Source organism: Halomonas sp. CSM-2 (assembly GCF_002119345.1).
GTDB lineage: Bacteria > Pseudomonadota > Gammaproteobacteria > Pseudomonadales > Halomonadaceae > Vreelandella > Vreelandella janggokensis.
Genome location: NZ_NBYR01000028.1, coordinates 16,653 through 30,906, shown reverse-complemented (window position 1 = coordinate 30,906; position 14,254 = coordinate 16,653). Strand labels below are relative to the sequence as shown.

The window sequence follows — 14,254 nt, the reverse complement described above, 5'->3', positions numbered from 1 at the left end:
TTACTGGGGATCGTCACCAAGATCAACCGCAAGAGCGTGATCGTGTTAGCCGAGGACGGCACCAAACAATACAAGGTCTCGCCGGAGTTGTTAAGGCCTCTCCGCAACGTGAAGTAAGTCAACTACGTCCTGGAATGAACGCTTACAAATCGCCCTCACACTGAAGCATATGTATCCCCATGCCTCAAAACGCCACGTCTTGCATGAGACTATTTACAATACGCTCTATATGATACCCCGCGGCTCGCTCAAGAAAGAACTCATCACCTAGCTACAACTGGGAAACTGTAAGCGACGTCCTCGCCGCCAAGGCAATGATAGACGCCAACAATTTCCAGAGCTTGTGAATATTCACATGCGAGCGACCGAAATTCAGGATCGCCTCATGCCTAGCAATTGAGAGGGTGATCCATCATAGGCGCTAACAGCCATTCCGCCGTAGACACGCTATTGGAGCGTACTACCCAGCTCGTCATACCTAGAGTGCACAAGAGCGAAAACCGCTGCGGTGGACTTTAGCGGGTAACTAAATGAAGTACCGAGGGGCCTGCGTTTTTCCATGTCTTATGACCAAGGGCTCGAGATGAAAAAGCATTCAGAGAGCGGGTACTGCTATCTATTTTGTTGATTCGCACAGACCCTGGCAGCGAGGTTCTAATTGAAACACCAATAGTCTACTTCACCAATACTTACTTAAGGACAATGATTTATCGGTGTACAGCCAAGAGATGCCTCGAGCGATCAGAAGTCTAACGGCTCAATGCTTAGCAGGCCTAGCCTCAGCTTCATCAATGATGTGCTGATAATTGGGCAAAAGATCACACACATCGCCGCTATGGGCAAAGCCGCTGACACCGCGCTTCAGCACCGCACAGGCACGATGGCTATCAAGACTTCGCTCAGCTTCGCGCAGTTCCTCCAATAACACCAGTAATTCCTGATGCGGCAGTATCTCTTCATGGGCACGCAGAATTTTAGGGTGCAAGGTCCCAACCACGTTGTCGCCTATCAAAAGCTCCTCATAAAGTTTTTCACCGGGGCGCAGCCCGCTGAAAACGACCTCTATATCGCCATCCGGGTTTTCAGCATCTTTAACCTCAAGCCCGGTCAGCTGAATCATCCGCCTTGCCAGGTCAACAATTTTCACTGAATCGCCCATATCCAGCACAAACACATCCCCGCCTTCAGCCATGGAGCCTGCTTGTATCACCAATAGGGCCGCTTCAGGGATGGTCATGAAGTAGCGAGTAATGTCTGGATGGGTCACCGTAATCGGCCCGCCCTGCTCGATCTGACGACGGAAAAGCGGCACCACCGAGCCACTAGAGCCAAGCACGTTGCCAAAGCGAACCATGGAGAAGATCGTTCTATGGTTACCCTTCATCGCATAACGTGTGGCCAGGTCCTGCAGTACCAACTCAGCCATCCGCTTGGTCGCCCCCATAACATTCGTAGGGCGCACGGCTTTATCGGTAGAGATCAACACGCAGCGTTCGACACCCAGCTTGGCGGCGCTTTCTGCAACGGTTTGGGTACCGCGCACGTTATTACGTACCCCTTCGAGCACGTTGTTTTCGACAATCGGCACATGCTTGTAAGCGGCAGCATGGTAAAGGGTCTGCACCCCGTAATGGCTAATCACAGCCTCCACGCGGTTGCGATCACAAACATTACCCAGCAACGGCACGATGGGGAAAGCCTCGCCCATCTCAATGCGAAGGGATTCAAGCTCTTGCTCGATGGCGTAAAGACCAAACTCACTGATTTCAAAAAGGATCACCGCCTTTGGCTTACCGCGCATGACTTGGCGGCACATCTCGCTCCCGATCGAGCCGCCCGCACCAGTAATCATCACCACCTTGTTGCGAATACTGGCATCAATCAGTGCTTGCCGCGGTGGCACAGGGTCACGGCCCAACAGATCCTCAAGTTCCACCTCACGCAGCTGGTCGACACTCGCGACACCCGAAATAATCTCAGGCATTGAAGGCACAGTTTGCACTCGAACGGGTAAATCGGCTAGCTGATCTAAAGCCTGTTTACGCTGTGCCTTTGTAGCTGTAGGCATAGCAAGCAGGACACGCCTGATACCCAAACGCTCGACTAACGCCTTAAAGTCTGAAGGGTTATAGACCTTTATACCTTTGATGGTACTCCCCCAAAGCGCGGGATCATCGTCCATGAAGGCGGCTGTGTAGAACTCTCGCCCACTGGAAAGCGCCAAAGACAATTGAGCACCCGCCCCGCCGGCACCATATATGGCAACAGCTTCTTTCTCGGTATAGTGTCTTATCAACCACTGATAATAACTGCGCACAATCAAGCGGGTACCGCCTACATACACAAGGGTAACCAACGCGAAATTAACCGGCACCGAACGGGGGAATTGTTGCCACTGATAGAAATAGGCCGCCGCCCACATCATTACTGCCATCAACAACGACCCTTTAACCACCGCCCAGAGAGCCTGGGGTCCCATAAAGCGAACCACAGCACGATAGAGCCCCAACCGAGCAAACACGAAAACGCCCACGGGCGGTACAATCAAGAACAACCACCAGAAAGGTTCGATGTAATAAGCGGGCCACCATTCAGCGAAACGCAGTGTATAGGCCGACCACAATGCCAACGGCAAAGCCACAAAGTCAGCAGCGACCATGATGAGCCGCTTCTTTCCCCGGCTGAGCCCGGCAATAGAACGGTGTAAGCGCCCTGATTTAGTCATACGGAATCCTTCCGATTAGGGACCGTCGATGCGAAAAGGGAGCGATTGTAATCGCAAGCACGCCTCAAGAACACCTATCCCCACAGAGTAACAGTGAGCATAGACTATATTTTCATCAACAAAGACAGATGGTGACGCATTTGCCACTTTTACCTTGCAGCCTGGACCATCACCTCTTCCAGAACACTGCAGGTTTTATCTATGTTCGACTCGGTCAAGGTGGGATGACAGAGAAACATCAAGCTGACCTCACCCAACTCCCGCGCCGCAGGCAAAGGTCGTTCAGGCCGCAAGCCGGTACCATCAAACGCCTTTTCCAGGTAAACCTCAGAACAGGAACCGGAGAAACAAGGAACACCAGCCGCCACGATTTCATTCTGGATACGATCACGATCCCAACCATCAGCTAACTGTTCCGGCTCAACAAACACATAACACTTATAAGCCGCATGGCTGATGTAGCCTGGCCTATCCGGCACATGAAGCCCTGGCAGTGCCTTGGCACATCTCCAAATAGTATTGGCATTATGCTGGCGTGCGGCAGTCCATTCTTGCATACGGCCTAGCTGTATACGCCCAATTGCCGCCTGCATTTCCGTCATCCGGAAATTGGTGCCAAAGCTCTCATGCAACCAACGGAAGCCTGGTGGATGTTCTCGCTCATAGACTGCTTCCCAGCTCTTGCCATGATCCTTGTAGGACCACATACGGGACCAAAGCTCACGATCATTGGTAGTTACCATGCCACCTTCACCGCCGGTCGTCATGATCTTATCCTGGCAGAAAGACCAACAGCCTACATGGCCAATGGAACCTACTGAGCGGCCCTTGTAGATAGCACCGTGAGCCTGGGCGCAGTCCTCAATCACGTAAAGGCCCTTCTCATGGGCAAGCTCCATGATACCGTCCATCTCACAGGGCCAACCAGCTAAATGAACACAAATCACTGCACGTGTTCGAGGTGTGAGAACAGCTTTGATAGTGTCAGCCGTGACATTTTGAGAGTCTACATCAACATCAGCGAATATTGGCGTAGCACCTGACGTAACAATAGAAGAAACAGATGCAAGAAATGTCCGCGAAGTAACTACCACCTCATCTTCAGCTTTAACCCCAATAGCTTTTAATGCCAAATCAAGAGCTACTGTACCATTGCTTAATGCGATTGAAAAATTGGTGCCTGCCCATGATGCAAATTCGTGTTCGAATTGACGTCCTTCTTGACCAGTCCAGTAATTAACTCGATTCGAAAGCAACACATCCTGTACGGCTTCTGCTTCTTCTTGAGTAAAAGAGGGCCATGGGGAGAAAGAAGTGTTTAACATAATTTACGGTTACCTCATTTTGACAGCGGGAACACCAGCCACCGTAGTGTTATCTTCGACATTCTTAACAACAACAGCACCAGCGGCCACTATAGCATTGACTCCAACTCGAACCTGCTGCCGAATAGAAGCCCCTATACCTACCCAACTACCCTTGCCTATGGAGACAATACCTGCCAAATGGGCGCCAGGAGAGATATGAACCCCATCCTCCAGCAGGCAATCATGATCAATAGTTGCACCTGTGTTCACGATACAGGCGCAACCAACACGCGCTGCAGCATTGATCACGGCCCCCGGCATCACAACGGTGCCAGAATCAATGCTTGCAAAACTGCTTACTGTAGACGCTGGATGAATGAGCGTTGGTATATAAAACCCAGCATCAAGCAGCGAACGCTGAAGGGACAAACGAAGCTTGTTGTTACCAATTGCTATAAAAGCGGCAGAAAAATGATCAACATCCGAAACAAGATCTTGGAAAGCACCACCATAAGGCATACCTAATGTTGCCCCAGAGAGCGGGGCAACATCATCATAAAAGTAAACATCCCAACCAGTGCAAACGGCAATATCGGCAACTACACGACCATGACCGCTAGCCCCAAAAATTGCTATTTTTTTTTGTCCCACTCGTCATTTCCTTCGAAACGGACTGATGTAACGTGTTCCTGAGAAGAAACACCTTCGCGTTTAAAAACTTTGATAAGTGTTAAGTATAGGATCTTTATATCTAGCCAAAAAGTCCTATTCTCAACGTACCACACATCCATTTCAAATTTAGTCTGCCAACTCAAGTTATTACGACCATTAACCTGAGCCCAACCTGTTATTCCCGGCTTTACATCATGCCTGCGCATCTGCCGCTCGCTATAAAGTGGCAAGTAATCCATCAACAATGGACGAGGTCCAACTAGGCTAATATCACCCTTAAGTACATTCCAAAGTTGAGGCAGTTCATCAAGACTGGTGCTACGTAAAAAACGACCAAAACGAGTCATACGCTCTGCATCGCCAACACCAAGAGTGCCGTCTGAGCTTAGTTCATGCATGGTCCTAAACTTGTAGATGGTAATCACTCGACCTTTGAAACCGGGGCGTTGCTGACAGAAAAAAATAGGGCACCCAAGATTCAAAAGCACTAATAAAGCTAAGAGCAAAAAGAGAGGGCTGAAAAAAACAAGCAAAACAAGAGAAACCAAAAAATCTAAAAACCTTTTCATCATAACATCCTACAAATTATTAAAATAGGGAGCAAAGCAGACAATAGAATTTGTTCAACTAACACTGTCTTTGTCAAACTTATTCATTTAACTAAATGCATCCGAGTCGTTTTGACCCTATTTAAACCAAGAAAACTTGGCATTATTGATAAAAAATACAGAATGTGCATTGCCCAAAAATACTTTAAAATACTAAATTTTAGGAAATATTGTACTTGAAGCATCGGGGCTATATTAATCACAAACCTGTGAACTTAATCAAGCTCCAGCCTATCTAATCAAAGTGCTCTGTAAGATACTACACTATACAACAACCAGTATAAAGAGAGGTTTAGCAATAATACGATTATTGTTCTAAACCAAACAAATAAAACCAGCTTGGTAGCGATATCATATCTTACTGATGCTAAACATCCACTACGTAAAACGGATGCTGATATCTTTCTAATTAACGGGTTACTGCTCTACCTCACGGTATCAAGACGGCTTTACCATGTTTTGGATGGGCCTTCTTTGAGAAACTCTTATTTGAACCGCTTCAGGCGTATAACTTCTTGAGCCGGTTTTTCTCGTCCTTCAACTCTATAAAGTCAACCACCATAGACGAGTCCATACCACCGAATTTGGAGCGGTATTTTTTAAAAGGGGGCATTGCTAATGCAATGCTCACTAAAGAGCTCCTTGACCAATACGTAATTCACGGTTTATTTAAAATCGACAGGATCCGTTAACGCGGTTTTTTCATACTGAATCTCCCTGCATGTGTCCTATGGTAAATTCTACTCTTGAGCATCCTAGTTTTCTTGACGGATTACCAGTCTAACGAGTAACCCTCAATCACCTATATGATCCATCACAAAATTATATATGCGTTCAACAGAGCCCGAATCTCTTAAACGTTTTAGTCCTTCTGACTGAACACCAAAATAATGCGTAGAATTCAATAAATTATACAAATCTAAAGAGTTGACAAAAGATCGTGCTACACCTAACGCACAAAGATCGAATGGTACTACAGGATAAGATAAAGGCCTATATGCTAAAACGGGCTTATTCAAACAAAAAGCTTCAAGACCTGCAGTGCTAAAAAAAGTAGCTACGGCATCAGAAGCATTAAGGTTATGATATATATTATCTCGAGAAATAATGGCACGAGACGAACAATTCAAGGCATACAAAACCTCTTTGTATGAGCTCTCAAATGCATTACTTTCATTTGGGTGCATGCTTACTAATAGAAACCAATCATCGTTAGACTTTATAAAATGACAGGCCTCACGTACCATTGAAGTCATCAAACCAATATCGTAAGGTTGGGTTGCTAAACACAAAATATTAAAACTTGGTTCACAGACGGCTATGGTATCACGACTTTTCTCCTGACTGTACTCTCTAATGTTAGCCAAGCGGGCATCTATCCTAGGAGCACCCACCACCTCAACATTTGATGAATCCACACCCAAATAATCAACATAGACTGATTTAGAAAAATCATCGACAGAAAGTACATATTGAGAGCCCGGCTTTTTAAAACGAGCAGACCTTGAAAAGGTACCACTTTGTATATCAAATGATGGTGTGTTATTCAAATAACCAACCATAAATTGAGATGGCCAAATTCTTCCAGGATTAGAAACAAGAGCAACAAGGCTAGATTTTGAAGTTACCTTATCTAGCTCTATCATAAGTCCGTAACAATCTCTTATAACTCTATGTAAAGCGTTTCTAGAATTTAAAAAAACATATAAAGCAAGCAAGCCCGAATTAGAACAATGAGAAAACTCAGAAAGTAATAGCTCATCTATAGCATCATCAAAGCAGTGATTAAATTCATTAATGCTAGGCATATCCTCTCTTTCGATAGACGGGAATATATAGTTATGTACCTTTTTACCAGCATCAACACTGTTGCGAAAATCTTCAGAATTAAGCAGCAAAGTAAGAATTTTTTTATCGTTTTTTTGTGAAAAGTAGTTTAAGACAGGTTGAAGGGTCTCACGGTACATTGGATCACTTAAATTACCAATAAACATCAGAACATCTTCATCAAGATTACAGCGACCTTCAATGTGGTACTTTGTGGTTGTAAGTCGATCTGAATGGCTCCAGTTCCGACTGATAACATACTCAACTTTTACGCTAGATAATTTTTTAAGCTTTTTACTAGTAACATTTTTCAAGAAACCACAAGTAACTTCATTATTGCTTTGAGCAAGAAAAGCTAATAAATTGCTATCTATAACTCTATTACCAAAAACATAGAACTCCTGGATGGCATTTTCTTCAATAAACTTCAAAACAAACTGAGATACTCTAACCCAACTTACTAGCCGATCAGATATGCCAACTTGTAAAGAGTTTATATATTTAGAAAATTTATTGAACTCAGGACGATCAGATAAAGTGCGTTCTAAAGCATCAAGAAACTTTTGAGATAAATCATCTGACTGAGAATAAACAAGTTCATCAAGAGAAGGGTCGATTGTGGGAATATACAAAACACGAGAGGAGGAGAAATGTACCTGACCATATTCCATGACAAAAAAATCAAAAAATTCTAAATAATCTTTTTTGGACCTAAATATAATATGATAATTTTTAAAAGTAGATAAGTACGCTAATTTTTGATAACTAAAATTATTTTCAGCAGACCTTTCGACAAATATTAATACGTTTTCTTTTAAAGAATAGAAGTGTTTTAAATCGACAATTTTAACATTACCAACATGTGAACCTAGTTCTTTATTGAGTAAGGTGGGTTCTCTAACCACCTCATCAAATCGATTATTTGGGCTATAGTGAACAGCAGCAGCCTCTAACTTTTTAGCTGCCAGCCCGAAAAAAACAACTTTTCCACCTAAAATATTCAGTACAGAAACAATTTTCCAATAAAAGCGAACTAGGAATCGCTTAACTGGTAGTGGTGAAAGTTTGATAACAAGCATAAAAATATAGTTTATCATTTGACAAAACCTATGGAAAATAAAATTATAAAAAGTCTAAAAGATCATCAATTTCTTTATCAACAAGAGGTGTAAAAACAGTCAAATTCAGTGCATATTTCTTTATTTTTTCAACATCTTCAGTATAAACAACAAAAAAATCATCTATAAAATCAGAAAAATAGTCAAGTCCGAATTTAGTAACAACTATAGAACGCACACCTTCAAAATAAGCATCATAAACAGAGGCAGACCAGCCTGTAATATTTACATCTGCAATAGACATCAAAAGTTGAATTGGAACCTGAGTTGGCTTTGAGACTAAAACGTTAGCATAATCACTCTCAAGCTTTAAAAGTTGTTCCATCTCAAACCCTGTACTAAAATTTGGATGCGCTCTAATTAAAAAGCAACAATCTGAACCGCAGTCATTAATGATATTAAAAATATTTTCAGGGATAGAAGATGACTGCAGAGTCACAACAATTTTTCGCTTATAATGGGTAAGTACTGAAAGAAACTCTGACCATTCATCTCTAACTAGCAAGTCAAGGCCAAATTTCTCTTTAAAAATCTCCCAAATGTGACCACTTGTGATAGCACAGTGAAAACCATTCCTATCGTTCAAAGTATCATTAATTGCTTTAGTATCATACCTGGTCCAAGTCAGAAAGTATTTAGGAAGAGTTGTATATCCATATTCTGGACAGTTATTCCAATTACTGTAAGCTCGCATATTGCGGCCAGAAACTCCATGTTGTAAATCTGATACAGGAATCTCTAAACGGTTGCAAGCAGAACAAAAAGCCATGCCTATCAATGAATAATAGCAAACCACATAAGTTCTGCTAGGGTTAATTCTTTTAAGAATTAGAGAAAATAATGTTGAAGCAACTATGCAAAAAATTATATTTCTAAGAAGTTGTTTTTCTTCAACATGATAATCACCATAATCAGACGATACAAAATGAGCATTCAGACTTTTTGTAATATTATTTATATATTTAATAAGTGCGGGGAATAAGAAAAACAAAAAGCTTAGTCTAGAGATAAAAGCTGATATAACAATTATTATATATATCGAAACACATCTATTCCTTTTGACAATCCTTGAATCAATATATTTACCTTGCAAGGCAATCAATGAAGATTCCCCTTTAGACTCAGCTAAATCTGAAATAGCATGTGCATCGTTTAAATACAAATTATTTTCAATTTTTTCTGAGAATTTGTTATCACTCAAAATAAATATGTCAGCATTCTTAGTTTTGAAGAGCGTTGCTAGAGACTTCAAAGAGCACCAAATCATCACACATAAAGATCTAAAGCGAAAATTATTTTTTTTTGGAGCTTCAGATGCACTACTCGCAGCGTTGATCTTAGAAAGTATTGTATTTCTGACAATAGGCCAACAATCGACGTTGCAAAATCGATGGTTAACATTACTATAAGATAATTCGAACCTTCTTAACCAATCAAGAGACTGTTTTGGTGTCATTGTAACCGACCATTTTTTCATAAATAATTGCAGAAGGTGATTTGGATATTGGTATTCTATCAATCAATATCTGCTCTCCTAATTTGGAATGCTGAGATTTCAAATAAATAACTTTTTTTAATAAAATCTCAACATCGTCGACAAAGTATCCGCCATTATCAATTACCCAGTCGCGCTTAGCTTTATTCAGTATATATTCACTTCCAACGTAAAAAGCAATACGTTTTTCTACTAAGGCAAAGTCACATAAGTTTGAAAAAAACCCTATAGCAACATGAGCTCTTGAAAACGAATTGCTAAAATTATTTGTAATATTAAAATCAGTCCAAGCATGATCATTAAAAGCCGAGCCACGTGGATGAAGCTTCACTTCAATATTAACATCTGGATCTTTGTTGATGAGTTGCAAAAAATAATAGAACTTTTGTAAAAAATTCTCTGAGTACTCACCACGTTGTTTAACGGGTTGATCAATAAAGACAATATTTAATTTATCTTCTTCAAGTAACTTATTATTGCAAATAAACTTTGATTGGTATTCAAATTCAGGTGAACCTGATACAACTATGTTTTTAACACTCATGCTAAGATTTTGAAAAATCTTTTTACTATAGGAGTCATAAACAAATAAAGTGTTGACTCTATATCCTGAGAAATGCTGTTGATCATCAGAAGCTTGACCAAATTGTAATGCATTGATTATGCATTGCCTTGTTTCATTTTCTTGCTTAGATTGAAATACAGGCAGTTCGATACCACCTGTAAGCCCCAACCAATTATCGCATGGAAAAAAACTATAGATTTTACGAAAGAATTTTATTCGTCTATGCGAGATTGAAAATAAACAGGCGAAATTAAATCGTTGCTCAAAAGAACCTTTAATCTTTGTAAAATATATAGTCATGAGTATGAAAATATACAATCTATCAAAACTCCAAGCCGTTGGCTTTACAAAAACTAAATTAAATCCTTCAATCTTCAAATAGTGATCTAAAGATTCTTTGTAGGCTACAATCGCATCTTTATTGTCCTTTTTGCCAAGGATAATAACCACATTCACCTTGTTGTTATTGTCCAAGCACTGATCAATAATAGTATAAAAGCTTTTTAATTTTTGATGGGCACTTACAGGTCGCACTTCAGTCATTAGTATATTAAGGAAAACTGGAGCTATATTTTTATGTTTAATGGATTTAATCGAAACATGGCTGAAAAATCTACTCAAAAAAGTCATTTAAAATATTTCCTTTTTTTAAAAAAACTATTAGCATTAATAACTCTAAGGAAATACAAAAGATACCTGAAGCCCGGGATTAGCCCAACGAACCGAGTATTTGGCACTTGGAGCCAATCAATATTAAATTCATCAAGCCTCTCTACATCCGATGAAAGGAGGTAGTAGGATATCAAAAAAACACTTTCCTCACTTCTGTCAGTACATATATTATTTTGCTTTATAAATTCAATAGCATTAAGGTAACATCTAGCTTCTATCCGAATTTCAGATAAACGCAACGCTCGCCGCATTATGGCAGCGTCATTAAGATGCATATCCATATACTGAATAATTCTTTCAATAGCAGATTCAACGATAGCTGATTCTATTTTAGGGTTTAGTTGTGGATTTGGAAGGCAATGATAAGAAACAGAACCTTCTGAAGAAAGTATTTTATTGTCAGAGAAATAATAAATACAATCGGCTTTTAAATTTTCCAACTGCCAAGCAGATTTTGCACTAAGTGGACCCAGCACAAAAATCCGTTTCATTTTGAAACCTTTTTAGAAAACACGGCATTATAGATTAGGGATAAACTTTTATTATATGCGCCTGCCCTAACAATAATGGTTGAAAAAGACCTCATTTGTAAAAAAGCTACACCTGTAAGTATGGCCATATATCCAATCTGCTCTCCATAAGATGAAAAATATATCTTGGTGGCGATAAGACTAGACACTATCGCAACAGCAATTATACTCATCGACGCTAACATTATATAATTTGGCAAAAGAAGCATTTTATAAAAACCTATATGCTCATCACTACCTACATAGCTGTCGATATTTTTGCGCGTTGGTGTTGTTTTATATCGTTTAGCTGAGAAACCGACACCTTTTCTAATTAACCATATCCCCAAGCATAGCATTAGAAAAATCAATATCAGCATATATGGTGTTATAAATACCCATAGAGCTGAAACCGCAACGATTAAGCTAATTGGCACCATCACATCTATAACAGAAATCATCAGTTTGACTAAATTTTTAAGATCCCCCTTTGTAACAGAAGACTTCATGTTGATGTTGTTTTTAACTATATAGTTCTCAAATTTAAATGTTGCTTTGAGTGAGCATATTTTTCCGATAAGTAGAAAAAAGGTAGATCCTATAAATCCGAGCGCACCAATACATGGGTATACGTAAGATCCTACTGGCATGCCTACTAATTTCATAATAAAAGGATTTACACTACCGCCTATCCACCCAAAAACAAACCATATAGAGGCTACTTGTAGAAGAATAAATAATAAACGGAACCCTATACTTGCGAAAACAAGCAAAGGTGCCGTTTTTACAAATCTAACCAGGACAGTGGTTAGCTTGCTTTTGTATAGATTAGGCATTCTTTTGATAACCTGCTATTTCGCAGTAATACTTAAATCTACCTTGTAACTCACCAAGTGAGCAAAGACCTTCTGTTACCCCTAATAGGAAGTTGTCTGTCTGTTGATGCAAGCCTGGCTTGAATTTTTTTTCTAGATCATCATCAAGCTCAATTTCATACTCATCTATCGTACCTTTTCTAGTTTCCAGCAACTTCTCCATGGGACATAGGCGTAATTTACGAAGCGGCGTAAACAACTCCAGCCCCCAACGTCCTGCAGAACCCCAGTCAGAACCATACGAGAAAAGTATACCTGCTTTGCTGATACCTGCGCCTGTAAATACCATCGCACTAGGGTGCCAATCCAAGCTACCCGATTGATAGGCAGTTAGCTTTTCGGGAGTACCTGTAAAATAAAACGCAAGATCAATAACATGAGTAGAATTGGCTAATAACCAACGAGCCTTCTCATAAGGGTCTTTGTCTAACCCTTCAATAATGTGGCTCCGCTCGGTAAAATCGAACTTAACCATCTCCAGGCCGCCATCCTCAGCAATAATTTCACGAGCCTTAATCACTGAACTAAAGAAACGGCGATTATACGCAATGAAGACATCGGCAGTATTTTCTTTAGCCAGGCGACATGCAGTTTTCAATTGCTCATTGTCTAGAACAAAAGGCTTTTCAACTAAAATCTTTTTAGCACCAGCTTTTAGCAGGCTGCAAACATTCGAGAACAACTGAGATACGTTAGTAGCGACAATACAGTGTGAAAAACTTGAAAAATCAAGATTGGTAATATTAGCTTCTAGCCCTCCAGCAAGAACAGGTATTCCGGTCTCTTTTTCGAACGCTTGTGCGCCGCTGACGCTCCGTCCAACTACTGTCAATGGTGTATTCATGGCCTGCAGTACTTTAGTATATTCTTTAGCCATTGCACCACTACCAACGATCAAAACGTTATTTTTCATGTGATTGGCACCATCTTTAAAGAGTTTTTTTCGTTCTTCGAAGCATATAATGAATAAGCTTCACTAATAAACGGACGATGTAAGGCCATCGACTCTGAGAATTCTGTTAATCCACACATTTGTTTAGAAATGATTTCATCTATAAGGCCCGCTGTCAGCTCACTCTGGTATGGCTGACGGAAACTATTAACTTCTTTGCCTCCATCTTTCTTTATAATCTCAACATTTCCAGCTATCTCATCAATCACGTATTCTTCATCAAGTGTAACAATTCTGATCTTAAATCCCACCTCATTAGAAGATTGCTGACAAGCAAGTTCGAACTCTGGGCCAGATTCAAATGTACCTGTAATTTCGCCAAAAAACTCGATGTAATTATTACGTTTACTTGGCAATATCTCACTTACCTTATCTAAGGAGATATGATAGTTTGCTTTTTTAGCTAAGAATGCAAACAAGTCAATGAAATGAATAGCATTACAGGCCATTCCAAAGTTTTCACCTACTACTTCAAAGCGTTCAATTTTTGAGCTTTCAAGTGTCTCACGTAATTGAATATAAAATGGGTTAAGCCGTCGAGGGCAATTAACCCAGGCTCGCGCATTGTATTTCTCTATTAATACGCTAGCCTCTTCAATATCAGGCACAGCATTAAACGCCACTTTTTCCAGCAATAGATCTTTCGCTCCTAATGCCAGCACCTGTTTAAGTATATCCAAACGTCCACTTGCAGGAGTCGCATCGATTACAATGTCAATTGTTCTATCTATTTTTTCTAATGATCTATGAAAGCTTACAACTTTCTCTACTGTATCACTCTTCGTTTCTCGAAATATCTTCTCAGCCTGCTCTCTAGCTGCTTCAAATGGTTCAACCACAAAAATATTTAAAGGTTCAACACTATTTTTCATGCTCTGTAAATGTCGCCGACCTAGATTTCCAGCGCCGACAAGTAATACATTTATCAT

12 protein-coding genes and 1 pseudogene are annotated in these 14,254 nt (G+C 40.5%); 1 reads left to right on the top strand and 12 read right to left on the bottom strand.

Features of this window, described 5'->3' with window-relative positions; translation table 11 throughout:
- Positions 1–145 precede the first annotated feature (145 nt).
- Positions 146–728, top strand: a pseudogene (locus B7L15_RS20115) (IS30 family transposase); the annotation flags it as partial.
- Positions 729–757: 29 nt separating this feature from the next.
- Here B7L15_RS20115 and B7L15_RS18110 read toward each other — a convergent pair.
- The 12 genes from B7L15_RS18110 to B7L15_RS18065 all read right to left on the bottom strand — a co-directional run bounded on the left by B7L15_RS18110 (position 758) and on the right by B7L15_RS18065 (position 14,254).
- Positions 758–2,725, bottom strand: a complete 1,968-nt coding sequence (locus tag B7L15_RS18110) for a polysaccharide biosynthesis protein (RefSeq protein ID WP_085920305.1) — start codon at positions 2,723–2,725, stop codon at positions 758–760.
- 149 nt (positions 2,726–2,874) lie between these two features.
- The gene (locus B7L15_RS18105) at positions 2,875–4,050 is read right to left on the bottom strand and encodes a DegT/DnrJ/EryC1/StrS family aminotransferase (protein ID WP_085920304.1); all 1,176 of its coding nucleotides are present in this window, start codon (positions 4,048–4,050) and stop codon (positions 2,875–2,877) included.
- A gap of 9 nt (positions 4,051–4,059) precedes the next feature.
- On the bottom strand, positions 4,060–4,683 hold the full coding sequence (locus B7L15_RS18100) for a NeuD/PglB/VioB family sugar acetyltransferase (protein WP_085920303.1): 624 nt from the start codon (positions 4,681–4,683) through the stop codon (positions 4,060–4,062).
- The gene (locus B7L15_RS18095; protein WP_085920302.1) at positions 4,665–5,273 is read right to left on the bottom strand and encodes a sugar transferase; all 609 of its coding nucleotides are present in this window, start codon (positions 5,271–5,273) and stop codon (positions 4,665–4,667) included. The genes B7L15_RS18100 and B7L15_RS18095 overlap by 19 nt, the downstream gene beginning before the upstream one ends.
- Before the next feature lie 538 nt (positions 5,274–5,811).
- Positions 5,812–5,943: a hypothetical protein gene (locus B7L15_RS19890; RefSeq protein ID WP_254902983.1), complete on the bottom strand. Its 132-nt coding sequence runs from the start codon at positions 5,941–5,943 to the stop codon at positions 5,812–5,814.
- 163 nt (positions 5,944–6,106) lie between these two features.
- Positions 6,107–8,236: a hypothetical protein gene (locus B7L15_RS19430; protein ID WP_139839398.1), complete on the bottom strand. Its 2,130-nt coding sequence runs from the start codon at positions 8,234–8,236 to the stop codon at positions 6,107–6,109.
- A gap of 25 nt (positions 8,237–8,261) precedes the next feature.
- The gene (locus B7L15_RS19425) at positions 8,262–9,734 is read right to left on the bottom strand and encodes a hypothetical protein (protein ID WP_176243729.1); all 1,473 of its coding nucleotides are present in this window, start codon (positions 9,732–9,734) and stop codon (positions 8,262–8,264) included.
- On the bottom strand, positions 9,691–10,947 hold the full coding sequence (locus tag B7L15_RS18085) for a hypothetical protein (protein WP_085920300.1): 1,257 nt from the start codon (positions 10,945–10,947) through the stop codon (positions 9,691–9,693). The genes B7L15_RS19425 and B7L15_RS18085 overlap by 44 nt, the downstream gene beginning before the upstream one ends.
- Positions 10,944–11,480: a hypothetical protein gene (locus tag B7L15_RS19420; protein ID WP_139839396.1), complete on the bottom strand. Its 537-nt coding sequence runs from the start codon at positions 11,478–11,480 to the stop codon at positions 10,944–10,946. The genes B7L15_RS18085 and B7L15_RS19420 overlap by 4 nt, the downstream gene beginning before the upstream one ends.
- Positions 11,477–12,334 carry a hypothetical protein gene (locus B7L15_RS18075; protein WP_085920298.1) on the bottom strand — a complete coding sequence of 286 codons (858 nt, stop codon included), beginning with the start codon at positions 12,332–12,334 and terminating at the stop codon, positions 11,477–11,479. Before B7L15_RS18075 ends, B7L15_RS19420 begins: the two co-directional genes overlap by 4 nt.
- Entirely contained in the window at positions 12,327–13,286 is a 960-nt protein-coding gene (locus tag B7L15_RS18070) for a Gfo/Idh/MocA family oxidoreductase (protein WP_085920297.1), read from the bottom strand. Before B7L15_RS18070 ends, B7L15_RS18075 begins: the two co-directional genes overlap by 8 nt.
- Positions 13,283–14,254, bottom strand: a complete 972-nt coding sequence (locus tag B7L15_RS18065) for a Gfo/Idh/MocA family oxidoreductase (protein ID WP_085920296.1) — start codon at positions 14,252–14,254, stop codon at positions 13,283–13,285. The genes B7L15_RS18070 and B7L15_RS18065 overlap by 4 nt, the downstream gene beginning before the upstream one ends.

Coding starts and splice junctions, on each gene's coding strand:
- B7L15_RS19420 (WP_139839396.1), bottom strand. CDS start 11,480: ATGAAACGGATTTTTGTGCTGGGTCCACTTAGTGCAAAATCTGCTTGG.
- B7L15_RS18095 (WP_085920302.1), bottom strand. CDS start 5,273: ATGAAAAGGTTTTTAGATTTTTTGGTTTCTCTTGTTTTGCTTGTTTTT.
- B7L15_RS19425 (WP_176243729.1), bottom strand. CDS start 9,734: ATGAAAAAATGGTCGGTTACAATGACACCAAAACAGTCTCTTGATTGG.
- B7L15_RS18105 (WP_085920304.1), bottom strand. CDS start 4,050: ATGTTAAACACTTCTTTCTCCCCATGGCCCTCTTTTACTCAAGAAGAA.
- B7L15_RS18085 (WP_085920300.1), bottom strand. CDS start 10,947: ATGACTTTTTTGAGTAGATTTTTCAGCCATGTTTCGATTAAATCCATT.
- B7L15_RS18075 (WP_085920298.1), bottom strand. CDS start 12,334: ATGCCTAATCTATACAAAAGCAAGCTAACCACTGTCCTGGTTAGATTT.
- B7L15_RS19430 (WP_139839398.1), bottom strand. CDS start 8,236: ATGATAAACTATATTTTTATGCTTGTTATCAAACTTTCACCACTACCA.
- B7L15_RS18065 (WP_085920296.1), bottom strand. CDS start 14,254: ATGATAAATGTATTACTTGTCGGCGCTGGAAATCTAGGTCGGCGACAT.
- B7L15_RS18070 (WP_085920297.1), bottom strand. CDS start 13,286: ATGAAAAATAACGTTTTGATCGTTGGTAGTGGTGCAATGGCTAAAGAA.
- B7L15_RS18110 (WP_085920305.1), bottom strand. CDS start 2,725: ATGACTAAATCAGGGCGCTTACACCGTTCTATTGCCGGGCTCAGCCGG.